Origin of the sequence: Planomicrobium stackebrandtii, assembly GCF_030814955.1 — a bacterium.
Taxonomy (GTDB): domain Bacteria; phylum Bacillota; class Bacilli; order Bacillales_A; family Planococcaceae; genus Planococcus; species Planococcus stackebrandtii.
The window spans coordinates 394,952-417,153 of sequence record NZ_JAUSWB010000002.1; the positions used below are offsets into that span (position 1 = coordinate 394,952).

Sequence of the window (22,202 nt, forward strand, 5' to 3'; positions counted from 1 at the left end):
AATTTGTGGTCGTTCAGAAAGTTTTGTGGTCGCTCATGAGAATTTATGGTCGCTCAGAAAGATTTGTGGTCGTTCAGAAAGTTTTGTGGTCGTTCAGAAAGTTTTGTGGTCGTTCAAATAGATTTATGGTCGTTCAGCTGAATTACGACCTAAAAGCCGAATGGATCAAAACACGAAAAAAGACGCAAACCCGTCAAAGCCGGCTTTTCGCCTTTTTTGAGAAGAGGGGAATAGCTGATTTCCAAAGTGGCGGGGCTTTTCATTGTTTTGGAAAGCGGTATGCACGTTCAGCAGGAAAAACTAAAATTTAATTAAATTTCATCCAATAATATATTTTATTAAGAAAAAATTTCCAAACGGTAAGAAAAACAGTCTCCCTAAAGCTCATCCAAAGACATGTCAAGTCGATATCCCGCCGCTTTTTCTGTATACTAGAAGAATATGCACCGCAGAAACCAAGAAGGATGGATCCCATGCGCAAAGCTGTCCACTACATAATCATCATTATCTGTGTCATACTGATTTTCTTCCTGTACAATAAAGCTTTGGGATCGATTCCGTTTATGATTCTGGCGCTCTATTTGTTTTATTTCGGATGGAAACAAATAGATCCGAGAAAAAAGAAAACACGGTAGCGGAGACTAGGTTGTTTGTATATAATGAATTAAGTTAAGAAAGAAGAAGGGACGTGCACGGAATGAAAATTCGTGAATTATCTAAGGAAGAACTAATAGAAGAGTCATTTGTTGACTTAACATATGCTATGTTGGAAGAAACGCATGAAACAAAAACGTATGCTGAACTGGTTGCAGAAATCGAAAAGTTGCTGAACTTGTCTAAAGAGGATATGAAGGATCGCTTGGTTCAATTCTATACAGACTTGAATATTGACGGCCGCTTTTTGATTTTAGGCGAAAACCGCTGGGGTCTTCGCGAGTGGTATCCGGTTGAACAAATTGAAGAAGAATCAGCGCCGACTGTTAAAGCGCGCAAGAAGAAAGCCAAAGTGGCTGACGATGAAGGCTTTGACGATCTGGACGAATTGGCATTGGAAGACGAATTGGAGTTTGAGGACTTCGGTGAAGACGACGATGACGATGATGACGATGAAGTGATCAAAGCACCGGTTGAAGTGGAAGTTCTCGATTTTGATGCGGACGATGATGACGAAGAAGATGTTGATGTGTTGGTCGAAGATTTGGACGGCAACATTATTGACGATGAAGATGACGACGATGATGACGAAGATGAAGATGACGTGAAGTAAACTGAACATTTTTTCACCTTGACTTATGAGGCTAGACTGGATAAGATTTTACTGGGCTCCTTAAAATAGGAGAGATGATTCGTACAGTTTACGCGCTCCCCCTGCATACGCAGCAGGTGGAGCGCTTTTTATTTTTACCATTCGAGGAGGAAGCGGGCATGACGAAGTATATATTTGTAACGGGTGGCGTTGTATCATCACTCGGTAAAGGGATTGTAGCAGCATCATTAGGGCGTTTATTGAAAAACAGAGGGTTGAATGTAACGATTCAAAAATTTGATCCGTACATCAATATCGACCCTGGAACAATGAGCCCATACCAGCATGGTGAAGTTTTTGTGACGGATGACGGGGCAGAGACGGATTTGGATCTTGGCCATTACGAACGTTTCATCGACATCAACTTAAACAAATACTCTAACGTAACAACAGGGAAAGTTTACTCGACTGTTATTCAAAAAGAACGCCGCGGCGATTACTTGGGTGGAACGGTTCAAGTCATTCCGCATATCACCAATGAAATCAAAGACCGTCTGTTGCGTGCTGCCAAAACAGCCAATGCGGATGTAGTCATTACGGAAATCGGCGGAACCGTCGGCGATATCGAATCATTGCCATTCCTCGAAGCGATCCGCCAAATGCGTTCAGATCTTGGGCGCGACGAAGTTATGTACGTCCACTGCACCTTGATTCCATATCTTGGAGCAGCTAAGGAAATGAAAACAAAGCCGACGCAGCACAGCGTAAAAGAGCTTCGCAGCCTTGGCATTCAGCCAAACCTGATCGTTGTGCGCACAGAACACCCAGTGCCGCAGGACATGAAGGATAAAATTGCACTGTTCTGTGACATTAAGCCGGAAGAAGTAATCGAATCACGCGATGTTGACGTAATTTACGAAATGCCGCTTCGCCTTCAGGAACAGCATATGGATCAGATTGTCCTTGATCATTTCGGGATTGAAGCGCCAGAAGCGGACATGACGGAATTGAGTACGCTTGTTGATAAAGTGAAATCACTCAAAAACAGCGTACGCATTGGCCTGGTCGGAAAATATGTAGAATTGCAGGATGCGTATATTTCTGTCGTAGAATCGTTGAAGCATGCCGGTTTCGCATTCGATTCTGAAATCGAAGTGGATTGGATCAACGCCGAACACATTAATGCGGATAACGTAGCAGAAAAATTGAAAGACTGCGACGGAATTCTTGTTCCAGGTGGCTTCGGCGACCGCGGAGTTGAAGGGAAAATCGCAGCCACCCAATTTGCGCGCGAAAACAACGTGCCGTTCTTTGGCATTTGCCTCGGGATGCAATTGGCTTCTGTCGAATTTGCCCGCAGCATCATGAACCTTGAAGGCGCACATTCTTCTGAATTGAACGCCAAAACGCCTTACCCGGTCATCGATTTGTTGCCAGAGCAAAAAGACATCGAAGATTTGGGCGGAACGCTCCGTCTTGGTTTATACCCGGCAAAACTTGAAAAAGGTTCAAAAGCGCACGAAGCTTATGGCGAGGAATTGGTCTACGAAAGACACCGCCACCGCTACGAGTTCAACAATCAATACCGCGAAGCATTCGAAAACGCCGGATTCAAATTTACAGGCACGAGCCCGGATGGCCGCCTGGTAGAAATTATCGAAGTTGTGGATCATCCATGGTTCGTGGCTTGCCAATTCCACCCGGAGTTTATTTCACGACCAAACCGTCCGCAGCCATTATTCCGTGAATTTGTAAAAGCATCGATTGCCAACAAATAAAGACATGGCAAAAGCCTTCCCTTTTTCGAAGGGAAGGCTTTTGTGTATAAAGGAATCTATTCAGCGAGCAGTTTATCGATGCTCAGCTTAACAGCATAATAAATATAGAGCGCAGCCATGGCACGCGGAACCCAAACAGGATCGCCATCGTCCTGCAAAACGACGCTGTCCAACGGCAGAAATGCGTCAGCTAGTTCACTTTCATCTGACTGAGATGAAACTAATGCAAACGGGATACCGGCATCAGACAACCTTCCGGCCAGCTCATCGCCTTCTTTATTCGTTGCCAGGATCCAGACACGGTCGGTGCTCATAACGATGCTGGAAGGCGACCATTCTGCTGCAGCCATCAATGGTTCTTCACTGAGTAGGGCAGCAGCCGTCACGGCCTTCATTTCACCGAAGGCGGCGATAAAGATGGTGCCTTCCGAAACCGCAGCCTGCGCCAAGACGGCGGCTGTGCTGTCGATTGCCGGTTGCTGCTGTGACAGCTGCTCGAATAAACGGTTCAACTGAAAAGTTAGTGGATTCATAATCTTCACCTCGCAAAAAGTATAGCAGATAAAGGAGTGGCTCTACTTGAAAACCATTTTGATTGTAGACGATCAACCAGGCATTCGGCTGTTATTAAAAGAAGTATTCAGTAAAGAAGGATATCAGGCGATTACAGCAGGAAGCGGAAATGAAGCCCTGGAAAAAGTACAGCAAACGTATCCGGACATGGTTTTATTGGATATGAAAATTCCGGGAATGGATGGTATTGAAATCTTGAAGCGCTTAAAAAAAAGCTATCCCGATGTCCATGTCATCATGATGACCGCTTACGGCGAACTCGATCTTATTAAAGAATCGATGAAATGGGGAGCGGAACGTTATTTTACGAAGCCGTTTGATGTCTTTGAAGTTCGTGACGCAGTTAGAGAGTTATTGGAACAGTAAGCAGCGAAGAGTAGCGTAAGTACAGGGTTTTTGATATAGTATAAAAGATATTCGCTTTATACATTGCCGAGGAGGAATACTAAATGCCATTAGTTTCAATGAAAGAAATGATGATAAAAGGAAAACAAGAAGGATACGCAATTGGTCAATTCAATTTAAATAACCTGGAGTTCACTCAGGGCATACTGCAAGCTGCACAAGAAGAGAATTCTCCAGTGATTTGCGGAGTTTCAGAAGGCGCAGCCCGTTACATGGGTGGATTTACGACAGTTGTTAATATTGTCAAAGGTTTGATGCATGACTATAAAATTACGGTTCCTGTGGCAATCCATTTGGATCACGGTTCAAGCTTTGAAAAATGTAAAGAAGCGATCGATGCTGGATTCACATCAGTTATGATCGACGCATCTCACCATCCATTTGAAGAAAACATCGAAATTACAAAACAAGTTGTCGAATATGCACGCAAACATAATGTTTCCGTAGAAGCGGAATTAGGAACTGTTGGCGGACAAGAAGATGACATCATTGCAGATGGCGTTATTTATGCGGATCCGCAGGAATGCAAGAAACTGGTCGATGAAACAGGAATCGACTGCCTGGCACCAGCACTGGGTTCAGTACACGGTCCTTACAAAGGCGAACCAAACCTGGGCTTTGCAGAAATGGAAGAAATTTCACAGCTATGTGACGTGCCGCTTGTATTGCACGGTGGAACAGGAATTCCGTTAAAGGATATTCAACGCTCTGTTTCTCTTGGTACATCAAAAATCAATGTCAACACTGAAAGCCAAATTACATCTGCTCAAGCAGTACGCGACAAATTGAACAGCGATCCGGATGTTTACGATCCACGCAAATACTTGGGACCAGCCCGCGATGCTATCAAAAAGACTGTAATCGGCAAAATGCGTGAGTTCGGAAGTTCAGGAAAAGCATAATAAGGCAATAAAAAAAGATGGGAGAGAAGCGTCCAAATGGCACCTTCTCTTTTTCCCGTCATACCGGAGGAGAAAAACTATGAAATTTTTCATCGATACAGCAAACTTTGACGAAATCAAAGAAGCACACGCCTGGGGAATTCTGTCAGGAGTTACAACCAATCCATCATTGGTGGCAAAAGAGAAAAATGTTTCATTCCATGACCGCTTGAAAGAAATCGCAGCACTTGTTGACGGTTCAATCAGCGGAGAAGTCATCGCACTTGATGCAGAAAGCATGATCAAAGAAGGCCGCGAACTGGCTGATCTTGCTCCAAACATCACGGTGAAATTGCCGATGACGCCAGACGGCTTAAAAGCTTGTGCGGTTTTGGCTTCAGAAGGCAAAAAAGTAAACGTTACCTTGATCTTCAGCGCGAACCAGGCTTTGCTTGCAGCACGTGCCGGAGCGGCATACGTTTCACCTTTCCTTGGACGCCTTGACGATATCGGACACAACGGTATGGATTTGATTGCAACAATTTCAGAGATTTTTGCTATCCATGACATTTCTTCAGAAATTATCGCTGCTTCAATCCGCCATCCACAGCACGTTACAGAAGCTGCGTTGAACGGCGCGCATATCGCTACGATGCCGATTAAAGTTATGCACCAAATGTTCAAACACCCGTTGACAGATCAAGGAATCGAAGCATTTCTTGCGGACTGGGAAAAACGCTCTGTAGAAGATGGCGTAAAATAAAGAATACTGGCAAGTGGATTTCCAAGCATTAAAAGCGGGAATTCTGCTGGCGTTAAAGTGGAATAATCGAAATCGGCAGCCAGCCTGGAAGCCGAACCAATGGAACTTTTCAGGCCAATTGAGCTGCCGGAAAAGTGGATAAAGGAGAAATTTAATGGATGTTTATAAAATAAAGGGCGGTAATCGCCTTTCCGGAACAATCAAAGTCAATGGCGCTAAAAACAGTGCAGTCGCTTTGATTCCTGCATCGATTTTGGCGAATTCGCCTGTATCGATTGAAGGATTGCCGGGAATTTCCGACGTATGGACACTGAAAAGCATTTTGGAAGAAATCGGCGGGGAAGTATCGTTTGAAGATGGGACAATGAACATCGATCCGTCGAAAATGATTGATATGCCTTTGCCGAACGGCAATGTGAAAAAGTTGCGCGCTTCTTACTATATGATGGGTGCAATGCTAGGCCGTTTCAAACATGCAGCAATCGGTTTGCCAGGGGGCTGTTTCTTAGGGCCCCGCCCAATCGATCAGCATATTAAAGGTTTTGAAGCGCTTGGTGCAAAAGTGACGAACGAACACGGCGCCATTTATTTGCGTGCCGATGAACTTCGCGGCGCAAAAATTTATTTGGATGTCGTTAGTGTTGGTGCAACGATCAACATCATGCTGGCTGCAGTTCTTGCAAAAGGCCAAACGACCATCGAAAATGCGGCAAAAGAGCCTGAAATTATTGATGTAGCGACCCTGTTGACAAATATGGGCGCAAAAATCAAAGGAGCCGGAACAAATGTCATCCGAATTGATGGCGTGGAAGAATTACACGGCACCAACCATACAATCATTCCTGACCGGATCGAAGCCGGGACGTTCATGATCATGGCTGCTGCTGCTGGAGATGGCATCACCATCGATAACGTAATTCCTTTCCATATGGAAGCATTAACTGCCAAATTGCGCGAAATGGGCGTTGATGTGCAGGAAGGTGAAGAATCGATTTACATTCCTAAATCCGAAAATTTGCATGCCATAGATGTGAAGACCTTAGTGTATCCAGGATTTGCGACAGATCTTCAACAGCCATTTTCGGTATTGATGACGCAGGCTCAAGGATCTTCCATGATCACCGATACCATCTATTCAGCACGCTTTAAGCATATTGATGAACTTCGCCGGATGAATGCAAGCGGCCGCGTTGAGGGGAGAGCAGCGATTATTACAGGACCTACTCCATTAACCTCGGCAACCGTTGTAGCATCTGATTTGCGTGCAGGAGCAGCTTTGGTTATTGCTGGACTGCTGGCAGAAGGCGAAACCGAGATTCGTGAAATCTATCACATCGAACGCGGCTATTCGTCGATTATCGAAAAACTTCAAGGCCTTGGCGCTGACATCCGGAGAGAGACGATCGACCCGGTTGCAAGCGTGAAGTCTGACCTTAGCCAGGACGCAAACTGACTCTCATTTAGCGCAAAAATTTGTGCTACAATAATGGTGACATAGAGCTAAAGCTGAACTGGAGGAACTTATAATATGGAACGAAGTCTTTCGATGGAATTAGTGCGTATCACTGAAGCGGCAGCAATTGCTGCTTCAAAATGGATGGGCCGCGGCATGAAGATTGAAGCGGATGATGCAGCGACCACTGCAATGAGAACGGTATTTGATACCATTCCGATGCGTGGCGTCGTAGTCATCGGCGAAGGTGAGATGGATGAAGCACCTATGCTGTATATCGGGGAAGAGTTGGGGACGGGCAACGGTCCGGAAGTGGACGTTGCCGTAGATCCTTTGGAAGGAACAAATATTGTCGCTGCGGGTGGATGGAATGCTTTGGCTGTTCTTGCAATCGCGGATCGCGGCAACCTTCTGAATGCTCCTGATATGTACATGGAAAAAATTGCGGTTGGGCCGGAATCAGTAGGCAAAATCGACATTAACGCCCCCGTCATCGACAACCTTCGTGCAGTGGCAAAAGCCAAAAATAAGGACATCGAAGAAGTCGTGGCCACAATTATGGACCGTCCGCGCCATCAGGATATCATTGGCCAGATCCGCGCAGCGGGTGCCCGCATCAAACTGATCGATGACGGCGATGTAGCCGGTGCGATCAACACTGCATTCGACCAAACGGGTGTCGATATACTGTTTGGAACTGGCGGAGCACCTGAAGGCGTTATCGCAGCAGTCGGCTTAAAATGCCTGGGCGGTGAAATCCAAGGGAAATTGGTTCCTCAGAACGAAGAAGAAGCGCAGCGCTGCATCGATATGGGCATTGACGTAAGCAAAGTCCTGATGATGGAGGACCTTGTCAAAGGCGATGATGCCATTTTTGCGGCTACAGGCGTCACAGACGGCGAATTATTAAAAGGCGTTCAGCTTAAAGGTGGTTTCGCCGAAAGCCATACATTGGTTATGCGCGCGAAATCAGGAACGATCCGCTTTATCGAAGGGCGCCACAGCCTGCAGAAAAAGCCCAATCTTGTAATGAACGATTAATGATCCTACTTCATAAAACAAGTCCGGCAAATTGCCGGGCTTCTTCTTTAAAGATCTTCTCAATCATTCACTACTGATCCTCAAATCATATAAGTTGAATCTATCTATGTTGAACTAAAAAAATCAGCTTTCAGCTATCGCTTCGGGTAGAGCAAAGACGATTGCCCCTGCGCTGGAAAAAAAGTGATTCTGAAGACTTCTGAGCGAGCTGGAAAACTTAATGCAGGCATTCAACTTATCTACAAACAAAAAAATAATACGAATAAGAGTGGTGTCCGATATATGGCAACGATAACGATCTCCGCATTGGAGAACATGACATTAAAAGAACTTTATAATTTAGCAAAAGAATACAAGCTGACCAACTACAGCAAGCTGACAAAAAAAGAGTTGATTTTCGCGATTTTGAAAACGCGTGCAGAGCAGGAAGGCTTCTTCTTTATGGAAGGTGTTTTGGAGATTATCCAATCAGAAGGATTCGGCTTTCTGCGCCCGATCAATTATTCGCCCAGTTCACAGGACATCTATATCTCCGCTTCCCAAATCCGCCGTTTTGATTTGAGAAATGGCGATAAAGTTTCCGGCAAAGTGCGTCCGCCAAAAGAAAATGAACGCTATTTCGGATTGCTTCAAGTGGAAGCGGTAAACGGCGAAGATCCGGAAGTGGCTAAAGAACGCGTCCATTTTCCTGGGCTCACGCCGCTTTACCCAGATCGCCACATCCGTTTGGAAACTACGCCGGATCATTTATCCACGCGTATCATGGATTTGGTCGCACCGGTCGGTTTTGGCCAACGGGGTCTGATTGTGGCACCGCCAAAAGCCGGTAAGACGATGCTGTTGAAAGAAATCGCCAATTCGATCACAACCAATCATCCGGAAGCGGAATTGATTGTCCTGCTGATTGACGAGCGTCCTGAAGAAGTGACGGATATCGAACGGTCGGTAGATGCAGACGTTGTCTCGTCAACATTTGATGAAGTGCCAGAAAATCATGTCAAGGTTGCAGAACTTGTTCTCGAACGTGCGATGCGCCTTGTCGAACATAAACGTGACGTTGTCATTTTGATGGATTCGATTACACGTTTGGCGCGAGCATATAATTTGGTTATTCCGCCGAGCGGGCGTACACTATCAGGAGGAATCGATCCAGCAGCTTTCCATCGGCCGAAACGCTTTTTTGGAGCAGCACGCAATATCGAAGAGGGTGGCAGTTTGACGATTTTAGCCACTGCTTTAGTAGAGACCGGATCCCGCATGGACGAAGTCATTTACGAGGAATTTAAAGGGACGGGCAACATGGAATTGCATCTTGACCGATCTTTGGCAGAACGCCGTATCTTCCCGGCACTTGATATTCGCCGTTCCGGAACACGCAAAGAGGAATTGCTGATTGAGCCGAAGCAGCTCGAAAAGCTTTGGTCCATTCGAAAAACCTTCTCGGATTCGCATGATTTTGGTGAACGTTTCTTGAGAAAAATGAGCCAAACAGATACAAACGAAGAATTCTTTGAGCAATTGGCAACGGAAATGAAGACCCATCGAAGCAACAAGAAGATGATTTAATTGCTTGCAAAATGTGTGGGAATTTGATATGATTATGAAAGTGAATCAAAGCAAAGCTATTGCATATACGGTCTAAAGAACCGTGTAAGGCAATAGTAAAATAGATTAAACTCTGTTCCAGATGGTTCAGGGCGAGAGGAGAAAATAGTATGAAAACAGGTATTCATCCAGATTACAAACAAGCTACAGTAACTTGCTCATGTGGGAACTCTTTCACAACTGGTTCTGTAAAAGAAAACATCAGCGTTGAGCTTTGCTCTGAATGTCATCCATTCTACACTGGACGTCAGAAATTCGCATCAGCAGATGGCCGCGTAGATCGTTTCAACAAAAAATACGGCCTAAAAGAAGAAATCAACGAGTAAATAAAAATATACCTGCCTAGCGCGCAAACGCCTGGCGGGTATTTTTTTTCGCCTTCTATCTGAAATATCACCTTACATATTCCAAAAAACAGCAAGTAGCCGCATTATTTTTGGTAGAATAAAGAGAAACTTCATCTGCAACAGAGCATGTCGTTTCTATAACTCGGATACGAAAAATTCTAGGTTCTCCTTAACAAGAAGGATAACAAAAAACAACAAAGTGTTTGAAAGGGGTCTCACCTATGTACGTCATGAAACAAACAGGATGGGTTGAATTGATCTGTGGCAGCATGTTTTCCGGAAAATCAGAAGAGCTGATCCGCCGCGTCCGCCGTTCCCAGTTCGCCAAACAAAAAATTGCCGTTTTTAAACCGAAAATTGATGACCGTTACAGTAAAGAAGCGGTTGTTTCGCATAATGGAGCTACTGTGATTGCTTTGCCAATTTCCCGTTCCAATGAAATGTGGGAGTATATTACAGATGAATTCGATGTTATTGCCATAGATGAAGCCCAGTTTTTTGACGAAGACATTATTGAAAATGTCCAAAAACTGGCGAACCACGGTTTCCGTGTCATCGTGGCCGGACTTGACCAGGATTTCAGAGGGCAGCCATTCGGCCCGATGCCGGCATTGCTGGCAATCGCCGAACAAGTGACCAAACTTCAAGCCGTCTGTACAGTTTGCGGTTCTCCCGCTAGCCGTACGCAGCGCTTAATCGACGGAAAACCGGCAGGCTCGGACGATCCGACAATTTTAGTAGGTGCTTCAGAAGCCTACGAGCCTCGTTGCCGCCATCACCACGAAGTGCCGACTGGCGTCACTGTTAAATGAATAGATAAGTTGAACTAATGATAGTAGTCTGCTGATAGTCCGCAAACCAACTTCGCTCTCGGACCTGCAGGATGCGGTTCATGCAGTTGACGAGATAGGACGTCGCGGATCGCCCCGCGGAAAGCGTCCGCCTGGAGCGATTTCTTCATTACAAATAAAAACAAAAAAATAGAACTCGAGGTGACACCCATGTTTGATCGATTGCAATCAGTAGAAGATAGGTATGACCGTTTAAACGAATTACTGAGCGACCCGGATATCGTCAGCGATACCAATAAACTGCGCGAGTATTCCAAAGAACAATCCGATTTGCAGGATACGGTTGAGACATACCGGGAATATAAAGATTTGACTGCCCAATTGGCCGAAGCGAAAGCCATGTTCGACGACAAGATGGATGCCGACATGCGTGAAATGGTCAAAGAAGAAGTCAGCGAACTGGAAGGGCAAATTACAGTAGTCGAAGAGCGTCTTCACAAACTGTTGATTCCTAAAGATCCGAACGATGACAAAAACGTCATTATGGAAATTCGAGGAGCGGCTGGGGGAGATGAAGCGGCTTTGTTTGCCGGCGATCTTTACCGCATGTATACTCGTTTTGCCGAATCCAATGGCTGGAAAGTACAAGTGATGGATTCGAGCCCGACCGGACTTGGCGGCTTTAAAGAAATCGTCTTTATGATTACCGGGAAAGGCGCTTATTCGAAAATGAAATATGAAAATGGCGCACACCGTGTACAGCGGGTTCCAGAAACTGAATCTGGCGGAAGAATCCATACTTCCACTGCAACTGTGGCTTGTTTGCCTGAAGTGGAAGAAGTGGAAATTGAAATTCATGACAACGATATCCGGACAGATACCTATGCTTCTTCAGGAGCTGGTGGACAATCGGTCAACACGACGATGTCAGCCGTCCGCTTAACGCATCTTCCGACAAATACTGTGGTAACTTGTCAGGATGAAAAATCACAGATCAAAAACAAAGCCAGTGCAATGAAAGTATTGCGTGCACGCGTCTACGAGAAATTCCAGCAGGAAGCTCAGGCTGAATACGACGCAGTCCGTAAATCTGCAGTTGGGACGGGCGACCGTTCTGAACGGATTCGGACATACAACTATCCTCAGAACCGGGTAACGGATCACCGGATCGGCTTGACGATTCAAAAGCTGGACCAGATTTTGCAAGGCAAGATGGATGAAATTATCGATGCATTGATTGTGGAAGAACAATCTGCTCGCATGGAAAGCCTGAACAATGACCAAGCTTAAGTATGTTTATGAGGCCCTCAAGAGGGCTTCTTCTTATTTAGAGGCAAACGGCCGCGAAGAAGGAGCAGCACGCATCCTTCTGCAGCACGAGTTGGGACTAACGTATTCCGGTTTGATTGCTGCGATGCGCGACGAAATTACAGAGCAGCAATTTGAAAAGTTCTGGATAAATGTCGAGCAGCACGCGAAAGGAATTCCTGTTCAGCATTTGACCGGCAGTGAAGAATTCTATGGAAGAAACTTTCTGGTAAATTCGGATGTACTGATACCAAGGCCGGAAACCGAAGAGTTAATAGAAGAAACACTGGGGCTAATCGGTCGCTATCTGACAAAAAAAGAACTGTTCATTGCTGATATTGGAACGGGCAGCGGAGTTATTGCCATCACAATGAAATGTGAACTGCCATCAGCACAAGTAACTGCCACTGATATTTCGCAGGCTGCATTAGAGATGGCTGCAAAAAATGCAGGACTATTGAATGCTGAAATCGACTTTCGCTTAGGCAACTTAAGCGAACCGATTCAAGACAGGAAATGGGATGTTATTTTATCCAATCCGCCTTATATTGCTCATGCCGAAGCACCTGGATTATCGGATAGCGTTCGCGACTTTGAACCTCACAGTGCTTTGTTTGCGGATAAAGAAGGTTTGGATCTTTACGAAAAAATGGCAGAACAACTGCCGAATTTGCTCCACAAGCCGGGGATCATCGGATTCGAAATAGGTTATCAACAGGGAGCAGCAGTCGAAAAATTGTTAAAAGACGCTTTTCCAGATGCTTTAGTCTATAGTAAAAAAGATATCAACAAAAATGATCGGATGGTTTTTGCAATAATCAAGTAGGTTATGCACAAAATGTGCATGATTAAGAGATAGTTATCCACTTATTGTTGATAAAGTGACGAAAACCCTTAAAAAGTAGGAGTTGTTCATGTGAAAACGGAAGTTATTTCTGTGGATAAAAATGTGGATGAAGAAAAATATTATGCACAGGCTGTGGAAATCCTTCGGTCGGGTGATGTTGTCGCGTTTCCAACCGAAACGGTTTACGGATTGGGAGCTGATGCTACCAATTCGGAAGCGGTAAGCAAGATCTTTGAAGCGAAAGGACGGCCAGCGGATAATCCCTTGATAGTTCACGTGGGTTCAAAAGAGGCAGCATTGACTCATGTGCAGGAAGTTTCAGCTAAAGCGCTGCAATGCATGGATGCGTTTTGGCCAGGCGCTCTAACTTTGATCATGCAGGAAAAACCAGGAACTTTTGCCGGTAATGTTACGGCAAATCTGGATACGGTGGGCATTCGTGTTCCCAATCATCCAGTAGCGCTCAAACTGTTGCAGGAGCTGCAGCTGCCTTTGGCTGCCCCTAGCGCCAATACCAGTGGAAAGCCCAGCCCGACTTTAGCTGAGCATGTTTATCATGATATGAATGGCAAAATCCCATTGATTTTAGATGGAGGCGCTACGGAAATCGGCATTGAATCTACGGTTTTGGATATGACTTGCGAACCGCCGATCATATTGCGTCCGGGAAAAGTTTCGAAAGAGCAGATTGAACAAGTTATTGGAATGGTTCGATCAGCGTCTCAAAACAAAACGAACGCACCCAAATCGCCGGGAATGAAATACATGCATTATGCACCTTCTGCACCGCTGTATTTGATTGAAAACGAAGCGGGATTGATTGAAAAAGCAATTGAATATGTCCAGAAAAAAGGGAAGCGCGTGGCTGTCATCAGTGAAAGTGAATATCCGACAGCCGACTATAATTTCCCGCTCTCCACAGAAAGCCTGTATGCCAGTTTACGGAAATGCGATTCAACGGACGCGGATCTGATTTTAGCTTCGGTTGAGAGCGGCATGCAGCAAAATGATGCATTGATGAACAGGCTCGAAAAAGCAGCCGACCACAAGTGGTTCAGCTGATTTGTTGAAGGAGGGTGCAGCATGAAGATTCTTTTTGTTTGTACAGGCAATACGTGCCGAAGTCCGATGGCTGAAGCCATTTTGTCTGCCCGAAACCTGCCCGGAATTGAAGCGAGGTCTGCCGGTATATTTGCCGGCATTGCGCCTCTATCCAAAAATGCGCAAGCCGTATTGGCCCAACAGCAAATTCTTTTCACACATACATCAAAGCCGCTCGATACGCAGGATATGCATTGGGCTGAGTTGATATTGACCATGACCCATACGCATAAAATGACGCTTTTGCAAGCATATCCTGAAGCAGCGACAAAAATGTATACGCTGAAGGAATTTGCCGATGGATCAACGGAGGATATCAGTGATCCTTATGGTGGCCCACTAGCGCTTTATGAGCAGACATTTCAGGAACTTCAGGTTTTAGTTGATAAGTTAATCATAAAATTGACATGAGTTAAAAAGACAGGCGAGCCCCTCGAGGCTTAGTCTGTCTTTTTTGCGTAAAAATGTTAGAATTGATTAAAAGCGTGATGGGCATTCGGCATGATTCGACAATGCGCTTTTGGCTGATCCATAAATTTGATTTTAAGAAAAGAGGGCATATTATGAAAGTGGCAATTTCATCAGATCACGGCGGCAATAACCTGCGCAAAGAAATCGTAAACCTAATGAACGAAATCGGCATCGAATATCAGGATTTTGGTCCGCATACAGACGATTCGGTCGATTATCCCGATTATGCAAAACCGGTTGCAGACCGTGTCGCGAGCGGGGAGTTTGATCGCGGTATTCTAATTTGCGGAACGGGCATCGGCATGTCCATCTCGGCCAATAAAGTCAAAGGCATCCGTTGTGCACTTGTGCATGATGTGTTCAGCGCAAAAGCGACAAGAGAGCATAATGATTCCAATATTTTGGCAATGGGTGAGCGCGTCATAGGCCCAGGGCTTGCGCGCGAAATCGCTCAAACTTGGCTGACAGAAGAATTTGAAGGCGGCAGGCACGAAAAACGCATCCAAAAAATCACAGACCTCGAAAAATAAGGAGGAGTCGGCATGCAAACATTATGGCAATTGCAACTTGAAGAGGTTTTAAGCGAATTGGAGCAGCAGATCGAATTCAGGAAAGGCCAAGTGTTTGTAGTCGGCTGTTCGACATCAGAAGTAGCAGGAAAACGCATCGGTACAGGCGGCGGGCTTGATATTGCAGAAGGCCTGTTTGAACCTTTAGAGAAATTCGCGGCACGCCATCACCTGTTTTTGGCTTTTCAAGGCTGTGAGCATATCAACCGTGCATTGACGGTAGAGCGCCGGGCAGCTGAGAAATATGGCTGGGAACCTGTCACTGTTATTCCTGTTGCAAAAGCAGGCGGTTCGATGAGTGCCTATGCATTCAGCAACATGGCCGATCCGGTTGTGGTGGAAGAAATTCAGGCCCATGCAGGCATTGATATCGGACAAACGATGATCGGCATGCATTTGAAAAGAGTTGCCGTTCCGTTGCGAACATCTGTTAAACTAGTAGGTGAAGCGATTGTGGCAGCTGCAACAACACGGCCGAAATTGATCGGCGGTGAACGTGCAAGCTACAATCGTGAGCTTGTTCAATCACGGGAGGGATATACGGATGGAATTGATTAAGGCGCAAGACCCAGCAGTATATGAAGCGATGAACGCAGAAAAAGAAAGACAGGAAGCGAATATTGAATTGATCGCCTCTGAAAACTTTGTCTCACAAGCCGTTATGGATGCACAGGGATCGGTATTGACAAACAAGTACGCGGAAGGCTATCCGGGCAAACGCTATTACGGTGGCTGCGAATTTGTCGACGTTGTTGAAAATATCGCCCGCGACCGCTTAAAAGAAATTTTTGGAGCGGAGCATGCAAACGTTCAGCCACATTCCGGATCACAAGCCAATATGGCTGTCTATACAGCAGTTTTGGAAAAAGGCGATACCATTCTTGGAATGAACTTGAACCACGGCGGACACTTGACGCACGGCAGTAAAGTAAATTTCAGCGGTATGCAGTATAACTTTGTTGAGTATGGTGTCACTGAAGAAGAGCAATTGATCGATTACGAAGCAGTCCGCCAGGCAGCCTTGGAACACAAGCCTAAAATGGTGGTTGCTGGAGCAAGCGCTTATTCACGCCAGTTGGATTTCGCTAAATTCCGTGAAATTGCTGATGAAGTCGGAGCATACCTAATGGTCGACATGGCCCATATTGCCGGCCTTGTCGCAACCGGAGCTCATTCCAACCCTGTCCCTCACGCCCATTTTGTTACATCGACTACGCATAAAACACTTCGCGGACCACGCGGCGGGTTGATCCTCTGCAATGAGGAATTTGCGAAAAAAATTGATAAAACCATCTTCCCAGGAATTCAAGGCGGGCCGCTGATGCACGTCATCGCAGCAAAAGCTGTCGCATTTGGCGAAGCACTGCAGCCAGAATTCAAATCCTATATTGAACAAGTCGTAAAAAATGCCAATGCCCTTGCTGAAAGCTTGATCGCTGAAGGCGTCAATATCGTTTCAGGCGGCACAGACAACCATTTGCTGTTGCTCGACCTTCGCTCGTTGAACCTGACAGGGAAAGTCGCAGAACACGTGCTGGATAGAGTCGGTATTACGACAAACAAAAATACCATTCCTTTCGATCCGGAAAGCCCATTTGTTACTTCGGGTATCCGTTTAGGAACCGCTGCTGTTACATCACGCGGCTTTAAAGAAGCGGAAATGAAGGAAATTGCTTCCATCATGGCCATGCTTTTGAAAAACCCGGAAGACGAATCAGTGAAAAGGGATGCTGCAGAACGTACAGCCAAATTGACTGCTGCACATCCTTTATATAAATAAATCCATACAGCTGCCGGGTAATGACGCTTGGCAGCTGTATTTTTTCCCTAAGTAAGTTAAACTGAAGCCCAACTTTAAACAACCTATGGGCCAGAAGACAGAGCTGATTTGCGTCAAAATTTTTAACCCAGATACCAGAAAAATAAATTTCCTCTTAGTTTTAAGGAGTTTCTCAACGATGTCCAAAGCCGTGAGAAAAGATAATCCTTTAACCCATTTGAATACATAGAATTGTCAATAGGAGGGACGCGTCGTATGCATACGCATGAACTAAAGAGAGATAAAAAGGTAATCATGGAGTGGCTGCGCCGTCTTGGTGTTGAATTCCACACGTCGTTTTTGATCGTCAATTCGGAAATGGAAAACCAGCCTGTCGTTTATGCCAACAACGCCTTTTATAAAATGATTGGTTACAGCGAAGAGGAAACGCTCGGACGAAATGGCCGTTTTCTGCATGGCGAAAAAACCGCCAAAGGAGCAAGCGACAAAATACGTGCCTGCGTGGATGCCGGCGAAAGCGGCATCGTGGAAATCGTCAATTACCGCAAAAACGGGACGCCATTCTGGAATGAAATAACGGTTCAACCTTTGTCGTTTCCAGAGAAAAACTTTAAATTTACTTTAATGCTGCAGCACGACATTACTGCCCGTAAGCGTGCAGAAGCCTTGATTAAGCTCCAAAAAGAGACTTATACGGGAATTGAAAAAGGCTATATGTTGAGTGCGCTCCTTCAGAATATCTGCAATACTGCGGAATCGTTCTTTATTGACGGCGCAAAATGCACGGTTTTGTTGATCGATGAGACTGAAATTTACAAAATTGGTGCTGCAAATTCCATGCCGCAAGGATTTTTGGATGCAATCAGCGGCCTTGTAGCTGAGGGAGATATTGGAAGCTGTGGAGCGGCTTATCATAGTCAGCAGCCGGTAATTACTGAGGATATGAGTACAGATTATTTATGGCGGAATCATCAGCATCTAGTGAAGGAATTTAACCTTGTTTCAAGCTGGTCTATTCCAATAAAGAGTGTGGAAGGAACCGCAATCGGCACCTTTGGCATGTACTTTCCTGCATCATCAATACCCCATGAAAAAGATTTGGCGTTTATGGAAGAAATCGCCTCAATTGCTTCATTGGCGATCAAATACTCCCAGCAGCAGGAAGAGATTTTGCGGCTTGCCTATATAGACGAAAACACCGATTTGCCCAACCGGAATTTCTTCAGAAACGAAATCGTTGAATTGCTGAAAGAAAACAAGGAAGGCTTTGTCGCCTTTATTTCAACAGATGAATATGTCAAAGTGGTTGACCAGTACGGCCATAGTGCAGGTGATACCATCATAAACGAAATTGGCAAACGGTTGATGCTGTCGCAACACTCTTCGGAAGACTTGATTGCACGGTTTTCAGATTCAACATTGGCGATGTACAGCATGACGCCTTTCACGAAAATTCCAGAGTACCTGGAGCATTTGCTGCATGGGCTGATTGAGCCGATCACTGTCGGAGATATGGAATTGTTCCTGACTTTGAAAATGGGGATAGCGATTGTGACTCCGCATCAGAAGGATTCGGAAGAACTGATTCGTTGTGCTGACAGTGCATTGTCTCAGGCAAAGCTTCGGACAGGCGAATCCATTTGTTATTTTGAGAGCGAACATGACGAATTCATGATGAAAGATCTGCGCGTCGCCAACGAATTGACAGCCGCACTCCGGCGCAACGAAGTCGGTGTTCACCTGCAGCCTAAAGTTGATTTGGCAAGCGGCAAAATCCTAAGTTTCGAAGCGCTGGCGCGGTGGACATCGCCAGAGCTGGGGATAATTCCTCCGGATATCTTTATTCCGGCTGCGGAAAAAAACGGCAAGATTCGTTTATTGGAGCGAAATGTTCTCCAGCATGTATTGGCCTGGATGAAAAAGAGAGTCGAGCAGGGCCTGAAGCTCCAGCAAGTAGCTATCAATATATCTGCCGATCACTTTTTTCATCATTCCTTTGTGCCGCATCTGATGGATATGACGGCAAAGTACGGCATAGATCCGCAGTGGATCCAATTGGAAATTACAGAGCGGATTGGGTTTGTGGATATTGAAACGGCCAATAAAGTATTCAAGCATTTGAAACATTGCGGTTTTACAACATCGATTGATGATTTCGGGACAGGCTATTCATCGCTCAGCTATTTGCAGAAGCTGCCCGTCGAAGAATTAAAAATCGACCGCTCTTTCATTGCGAATATGAGTGAGCCGGGAACCTTGGCAATCATCCGAACCATCATTCAGCTTGCGGAAAATCTGAACATGCGCGCAGTTGCAGAAGGTGTGGAGACTGAAGAAGATCGCCAGACATTATTGGCTCTCGGCTGCAAAGTAGGGCAAGGCTATCTGTTCTACAAACCGATGCCGCTGAACGAAGCATTTTTATTATAGAAAGAAGTCCGCAGCCTGCGGCGAAATTTCGAGCCTTTTTTCAAAAATCTTTTGCACTAAAGAAGAACCGGGGGAAATACTTCCCGGTTTTTTTCTGTGGAGAAATAAAGTATAGGCGAAAATAACTGAATAATGCCAAAGCGGGATCTGGCAACTAGGGCCAATGATTTTCTGTTATACTATTTAAGATAATGTTTGAAAAGGAGAGATAGGCCGTGGGAAAAGTATACGTTTTTGATCATCCGCTGATTCAGCACAAACTGACGTACATCCGTGACAAGTCTACAGGCACCAAAGAGTTTCGTGAATTGGTCGATGAAATTGCCACATTGATGGCATTTGAAATCACACGCGATTTGCCTTTAGAGGAAATCGAAGTGGAGACGCCGGTTCAAATGGCTACATCCAAAGTGCTTGCCGGAAAAAAATTGGGTGTTGTACCAATTTTGCGTGCGGGCATCGGCATGGTCGATGGGATTTTGAAATTGATTCCAGCCGCTAAAGTCGGGCACATCGGTTTGTACCGTGATCCTGTCACGCTGCAGCCGGTCGAGTATTATTTGAAACTGCCATCTGATGTGCAAGAGCGTGACTTTATCGTTGTCGATCCGATGCTTGCTACAGGCGGATCTGCAATCGAAGCTGTCAATTCCATGAAAAAACGGGGCGCAACAAAAATTCGTTTCATGTGCATCATTGCAGCTCCTGAAGGTGTAGAAGCGCTCCAGGAAGCGCATCCCGATGTGGACATCTACATTGCGGCACTTGATGAGAAGCTGAATGAAAAAGGATATATCGTTCCAGGTCTGGGAGACGCTGGAGACCGTTTGTTCGGAACAAAATAAGAGAGTGGGGTACATCAGCTTGACGAAAAAATGGAAAGTAATGACGATATTTGGTACGCGTCCTGAAGCCATCAAAATGGCGCCGCTTGTTTTGGAACTTCAAAAATACCCCGAAACCATCGAACCGTTGGTAACGGTTACGGCTCAGCATCGCGAAATGCTGGATCAGGTGTTGGAGACGTTCAAAATCACACCTGATTTTGATCTGAACATCATGAAAGATCGCCAGACATTAACCGATGTGACCATGCGTGCGATGCAGGGGCTTGATGGAATCATGAAAGAAGCAAAGCCGGATATTGTTCTGGTGCATGGCGATACAACGACAACTTTTGCTGCCAGCCTTGCCGCTTTTTACAATCAGGTTGCCGTTGGACATGTCGAAGCAGGATTGCGTACGCACAATAAATATTCGCCATACCCTGAAGAAATGAACCGTCAATTGACGGGAGTCTTGGCAGATATTCATTTTTCACCAACTGAAAAATCAGCTCAGAACCTGCTGGACGAAAACAAAAAGCCGGAAACCATCTACATTACTGGGAACACGGCCATCGATGCACTTCAAACGACGGTGCGTGAAACGTATACGCATCCCATACTGGAGAAAATCGGCACTGACCGCATGATCCTGCTGACGGCACATCGCCGTGAAAATCTGGGACAGCCGATGCGCAATATGTTCCGTGCCATCAAACGGCTGATCGAAGAGCATGACGACATCCAAGTGGTTTATCCGGTGCATATGAATCCCGCTGTACGTGAAGTGGCAGATGAAGTATTGGGCCGTGATCCGCGAATTCATTTAATTGAACCGCTCGAAGTTTTGGATTTTCATAACTTTGCGGCCCGCTCGTTCTTTATATTGACTGACTCTGGCGGAATTCAGGAAGAAGCGCCTTCACTCGGCAAGCCGGTGCTGGTTCTCCGGGATACAACGGAGCGTCCTGAAGGCATTGCTGCAGGAACCTTGAAGCTTGCGGGGACAGATGAAGAGACGATTTACGGAATGGCCAAGGAATTGCTGACGGACGAGGCAGCTTACAAATCCATGTCCCAAGCATCCAATCCATACGGAGACGGCAAAGCATCTATCCGGATCGTCGAAGGGCTTCATGCTTATTTTTCGAAGCTGTAAAAGAAACGGTTAATTGGACATTTTTCTTAAAGTTTGTCAACAATATGTCAGAGGAAAATCGCTTGTGAAGTTTTTCACTTCTACTAATTGACATGATTTTACCCCTAATGTATGCTTACAAAGGGTATGCATGAGAAGGTTTTCTTACATAGATTATGTTGTTTTGGAAGCCTGATGCGACGGCTCTTTTTAAGGGTTTAATGTCAAATCAACGAAGTTCGAGGGGGTTATCATGCGCCCAACAAAAAGTCCCTTACAAGCGATGGCAATTTACAGCGCCATCCTCTCACAACTTGTCGGGTCCGTGCTCATCGGTGTGTTCACAGGTATGTGGCTCGATGACAGGCTCGGGACCGCCCCGTTTTTCATGATCATCTGCCTATTCATAGGCATCACTGCCGGTGTTTGGGCAATGCTTCAGACTGTCCGCAAATTCGAATCAGGAGACAAGTAAAATGGATGGACTTAGGGAGATATATACCAGGCTGAAAAAGATGATTTTCTTCATCTTGGCGTTCTGCGTTATTGGTTGGGGGTTTACCCCTTATCAAGAGGTGTTCGCGGGTCTCATAATCGGAACTTTGTTCGGCATTTACAATATGTGGATTCTGGTTCGCCGGATGGAGAAATTCGACCGTGCGGTGGCTGAAGGCTCGAAAGTTCGTTCGCTTGGAACGGCATTACGGTTTGCATCAGGTGTTGCAGCTGTAGCGATTGCTATTTTATTCGCAGAGCATATTCACTTGGTCAGTACAGTAATTGGGTTGATGGTCCCTTACGTTCTGTTATTGACAGAGCGGATTGTGTATCACGTGAAACACCATTAACAA

24 protein-coding genes are annotated in these 22,202 nt (G+C 45.6%); 23 read left to right on the top strand and 1 reads right to left on the bottom strand.

Annotated features, from left to right (window positions below; all coding sequences use genetic code 11):
• Positions 1 to 473 precede the first annotated feature (473 nt).
• From QOZ98_RS05505 to QOZ98_RS05515, 3 genes are all read left to right on the top strand, one after another.
• Positions 474 to 635 carry a hypothetical protein gene (locus tag QOZ98_RS05505; protein ID WP_185960002.1) on the top strand — a complete coding sequence of 54 codons (162 nt, stop codon included), beginning with the start codon at positions 474 to 476 and terminating at the stop codon, positions 633 to 635.
• A 62-nt stretch (positions 636 to 697) separates the two neighbouring features.
• Positions 698 to 1,267 carry a DNA-directed RNA polymerase subunit delta gene (gene rpoE / locus QOZ98_RS05510; protein WP_308786489.1) on the top strand — a complete coding sequence of 190 codons (570 nt, stop codon included), beginning with the start codon at positions 698 to 700 and terminating at the stop codon, positions 1,265 to 1,267.
• A gap of 158 nt (positions 1,268 to 1,425) precedes the next feature.
• Positions 1,426 to 3,024, top strand: a complete 1,599-nt coding sequence (locus QOZ98_RS05515; protein WP_308786490.1) for a CTP synthase — start codon at positions 1,426 to 1,428, stop codon at positions 3,022 to 3,024.
• A 56-nt stretch (positions 3,025 to 3,080) separates the two neighbouring features.
• On the opposite strand, the gene QOZ98_RS05520 is transcribed toward QOZ98_RS05515, so the two are convergent.
• Entirely contained in the window at positions 3,081 to 3,557 is a 477-nt protein-coding gene (locus QOZ98_RS05520) for a DUF2529 family protein (RefSeq protein ID WP_308786491.1), read from the bottom strand.
• A 46-nt stretch (positions 3,558 to 3,603) separates the two neighbouring features.
• On the opposite strand from QOZ98_RS05520, the gene QOZ98_RS05525 reads away from it, so the two are divergent.
• The 20 genes from QOZ98_RS05525 to QOZ98_RS05620 all read left to right on the top strand — a co-directional run bounded on the left by QOZ98_RS05525 (position 3,604) and on the right by QOZ98_RS05620 (position 22,199).
• Complete coding sequence (locus QOZ98_RS05525) at positions 3,604 to 3,963, top strand: response regulator (protein ID WP_308786492.1); 360 nt, start codon at positions 3,604 to 3,606, stop codon at positions 3,961 to 3,963.
• A gap of 83 nt (positions 3,964 to 4,046) precedes the next feature.
• Complete coding sequence (locus tag QOZ98_RS05530) at positions 4,047 to 4,904, top strand: class II fructose-bisphosphate aldolase (protein WP_308786493.1); 858 nt, start codon at positions 4,047 to 4,049, stop codon at positions 4,902 to 4,904.
• 79 nt (positions 4,905 to 4,983) lie between these two features.
• Positions 4,984 to 5,646 carry a fructose-6-phosphate aldolase gene (gene fsa, locus QOZ98_RS05535; RefSeq protein WP_142827121.1) on the top strand — a complete coding sequence of 221 codons (663 nt, stop codon included), beginning with the start codon at positions 4,984 to 4,986 and terminating at the stop codon, positions 5,644 to 5,646.
• Positions 5,647 to 5,800: 154 nt separating this feature from the next.
• Positions 5,801 to 7,099 carry a UDP-N-acetylglucosamine 1-carboxyvinyltransferase gene (locus QOZ98_RS05540; protein ID WP_308786494.1) on the top strand — a complete coding sequence of 433 codons (1,299 nt, stop codon included), beginning with the start codon at positions 5,801 to 5,803 and terminating at the stop codon, positions 7,097 to 7,099.
• A gap of 75 nt (positions 7,100 to 7,174) precedes the next feature.
• Entirely contained in the window at positions 7,175 to 8,140 is a 966-nt protein-coding gene (glpX, locus tag QOZ98_RS05545; RefSeq protein ID WP_308786495.1) for a class II fructose-bisphosphatase, read from the top strand.
• 282 nt (positions 8,141 to 8,422) lie between these two features.
• Positions 8,423 to 9,706, top strand: a complete 1,284-nt coding sequence (gene rho, locus QOZ98_RS05550) for a transcription termination factor Rho (RefSeq protein WP_142827124.1) — start codon at positions 8,423 to 8,425, stop codon at positions 9,704 to 9,706.
• Positions 9,707 to 9,855: 149 nt separating this feature from the next.
• Positions 9,856 to 10,071, top strand: coding sequence for a 50S ribosomal protein L31 (gene rpmE / locus QOZ98_RS05555; protein WP_006829249.1), 216 nt, complete (start codon positions 9,856 to 9,858; stop codon positions 10,069 to 10,071).
• A 242-nt stretch (positions 10,072 to 10,313) separates the two neighbouring features.
• Positions 10,314 to 10,904 (top strand): thymidine kinase, encoded by a 591-nt coding sequence (locus tag QOZ98_RS05560; RefSeq protein ID WP_308786496.1) that lies wholly within the window; start codon positions 10,314 to 10,316, stop codon positions 10,902 to 10,904.
• Positions 10,905 to 11,093: 189 nt separating this feature from the next.
• Entirely contained in the window at positions 11,094 to 12,173 is a 1,080-nt protein-coding gene (gene prfA / locus QOZ98_RS05565; protein ID WP_142827126.1) for a peptide chain release factor 1, read from the top strand.
• Positions 12,160 to 13,017 carry a peptide chain release factor N(5)-glutamine methyltransferase gene (prmC, locus tag QOZ98_RS05570; protein ID WP_308786497.1) on the top strand — a complete coding sequence of 286 codons (858 nt, stop codon included), beginning with the start codon at positions 12,160 to 12,162 and terminating at the stop codon, positions 13,015 to 13,017. The genes prfA and prmC overlap by 14 nt, the downstream gene beginning before the upstream one ends.
• A gap of 90 nt (positions 13,018 to 13,107) precedes the next feature.
• Positions 13,108 to 14,100 carry an L-threonylcarbamoyladenylate synthase gene (locus QOZ98_RS05575; RefSeq protein WP_308786498.1) on the top strand — a complete coding sequence of 331 codons (993 nt, stop codon included), beginning with the start codon at positions 13,108 to 13,110 and terminating at the stop codon, positions 14,098 to 14,100.
• A 21-nt stretch (positions 14,101 to 14,121) separates the two neighbouring features.
• Positions 14,122 to 14,550, top strand: a complete 429-nt coding sequence (locus tag QOZ98_RS05580; protein ID WP_308786499.1) for a low molecular weight protein arginine phosphatase — start codon at positions 14,122 to 14,124, stop codon at positions 14,548 to 14,550.
• A 152-nt stretch (positions 14,551 to 14,702) separates the two neighbouring features.
• A complete protein-coding gene (rpiB, locus tag QOZ98_RS05585; RefSeq protein ID WP_142827130.1) occupies positions 14,703 to 15,140 on the top strand; it encodes a ribose 5-phosphate isomerase B in 438 nt (145 codons plus the stop codon).
• 12 nt (positions 15,141 to 15,152) lie between these two features.
• Positions 15,153 to 15,737 carry a TIGR01440 family protein gene (locus QOZ98_RS05590; RefSeq protein ID WP_308786500.1) on the top strand — a complete coding sequence of 195 codons (585 nt, stop codon included), beginning with the start codon at positions 15,153 to 15,155 and terminating at the stop codon, positions 15,735 to 15,737.
• Positions 15,724 to 16,959, top strand: coding sequence for a serine hydroxymethyltransferase (gene glyA / locus QOZ98_RS05595; RefSeq protein WP_308786501.1), 1,236 nt, complete (start codon positions 15,724 to 15,726; stop codon positions 16,957 to 16,959). The genes QOZ98_RS05590 and glyA overlap by 14 nt, the downstream gene beginning before the upstream one ends.
• A 255-nt stretch (positions 16,960 to 17,214) precedes the next feature.
• The gene (locus QOZ98_RS05600; protein ID WP_308786502.1) at positions 17,215 to 19,389 is read left to right on the top strand and encodes a bifunctional diguanylate cyclase/phosphodiesterase; all 2,175 of its coding nucleotides are present in this window, start codon (positions 17,215 to 17,217) and stop codon (positions 19,387 to 19,389) included.
• A gap of 215 nt (positions 19,390 to 19,604) precedes the next feature.
• Complete coding sequence (gene upp, locus QOZ98_RS05605) at positions 19,605 to 20,234, top strand: uracil phosphoribosyltransferase (RefSeq protein WP_142827134.1); 630 nt, start codon at positions 19,605 to 19,607, stop codon at positions 20,232 to 20,234.
• 19 nt (positions 20,235 to 20,253) lie between these two features.
• Positions 20,254 to 21,372: a non-hydrolyzing UDP-N-acetylglucosamine 2-epimerase gene (gene wecB / locus QOZ98_RS05610; protein ID WP_308786503.1), complete on the top strand. Its 1,119-nt coding sequence runs from the start codon at positions 20,254 to 20,256 to the stop codon at positions 21,370 to 21,372.
• A gap of 232 nt (positions 21,373 to 21,604) precedes the next feature.
• On the top strand, positions 21,605 to 21,826 hold the full coding sequence (locus tag QOZ98_RS05615; RefSeq protein ID WP_142827136.1) for an AtpZ/AtpI family protein: 222 nt from the start codon (positions 21,605 to 21,607) through the stop codon (positions 21,824 to 21,826).
• Between the two features lies 1 nt (position 21,827).
• Positions 21,828 to 22,199, top strand: a complete 372-nt coding sequence (locus QOZ98_RS05620; protein WP_308786504.1) for an ATP synthase subunit I — start codon at positions 21,828 to 21,830, stop codon at positions 22,197 to 22,199.
• Positions 22,200 to 22,202 lie beyond the last annotated feature (3 nt).

Coding starts and splice junctions, on each gene's coding strand:
- QOZ98_RS05505 (WP_185960002.1), top strand. CDS start 474: ATGCGCAAAGCTGTCCACTACATAATCATCATTATCTGTGTCATACTG.
- rpoE (WP_308786489.1), top strand. CDS start 698: ATGAAAATTCGTGAATTATCTAAGGAAGAACTAATAGAAGAGTCATTT.
- QOZ98_RS05515 (WP_308786490.1), top strand. CDS start 1,426: ATGACGAAGTATATATTTGTAACGGGTGGCGTTGTATCATCACTCGGT.
- QOZ98_RS05520 (WP_308786491.1), bottom strand. CDS start 3,557: ATGAATCCACTAACTTTTCAGTTGAACCGTTTATTCGAGCAGCTGTCA.
- QOZ98_RS05530 (WP_308786493.1), top strand. CDS start 4,047: ATGCCATTAGTTTCAATGAAAGAAATGATGATAAAAGGAAAACAAGAA.
- fsa (WP_142827121.1), top strand. CDS start 4,984: ATGAAATTTTTCATCGATACAGCAAACTTTGACGAAATCAAAGAAGCA.
- QOZ98_RS05540 (WP_308786494.1), top strand. CDS start 5,801: ATGGATGTTTATAAAATAAAGGGCGGTAATCGCCTTTCCGGAACAATC.
- glpX (WP_308786495.1), top strand. CDS start 7,175: ATGGAACGAAGTCTTTCGATGGAATTAGTGCGTATCACTGAAGCGGCA.
- rho (WP_142827124.1), top strand. CDS start 8,423: ATGGCAACGATAACGATCTCCGCATTGGAGAACATGACATTAAAAGAA.
- rpmE (WP_006829249.1), top strand. CDS start 9,856: ATGAAAACAGGTATTCATCCAGATTACAAACAAGCTACAGTAACTTGC.
- QOZ98_RS05560 (WP_308786496.1), top strand. CDS start 10,314: ATGTACGTCATGAAACAAACAGGATGGGTTGAATTGATCTGTGGCAGC.
- prfA (WP_142827126.1), top strand. CDS start 11,094: ATGTTTGATCGATTGCAATCAGTAGAAGATAGGTATGACCGTTTAAAC.
- prmC (WP_308786497.1), top strand. CDS start 12,160: ATGACCAAGCTTAAGTATGTTTATGAGGCCCTCAAGAGGGCTTCTTCT.
- QOZ98_RS05580 (WP_308786499.1), top strand. CDS start 14,122: ATGAAGATTCTTTTTGTTTGTACAGGCAATACGTGCCGAAGTCCGATG.
- rpiB (WP_142827130.1), top strand. CDS start 14,703: ATGAAAGTGGCAATTTCATCAGATCACGGCGGCAATAACCTGCGCAAA.
- QOZ98_RS05590 (WP_308786500.1), top strand. CDS start 15,153: ATGCAAACATTATGGCAATTGCAACTTGAAGAGGTTTTAAGCGAATTG.
- glyA (WP_308786501.1), top strand. CDS start 15,724: ATGGAATTGATTAAGGCGCAAGACCCAGCAGTATATGAAGCGATGAAC.
- QOZ98_RS05600 (WP_308786502.1), top strand. CDS start 17,215: ATGCATACGCATGAACTAAAGAGAGATAAAAAGGTAATCATGGAGTGG.
- QOZ98_RS05615 (WP_142827136.1), top strand. CDS start 21,605: ATGCGCCCAACAAAAAGTCCCTTACAAGCGATGGCAATTTACAGCGCC.
- QOZ98_RS05620 (WP_308786504.1), top strand. CDS start 21,828: ATGGATGGACTTAGGGAGATATATACCAGGCTGAAAAAGATGATTTTC.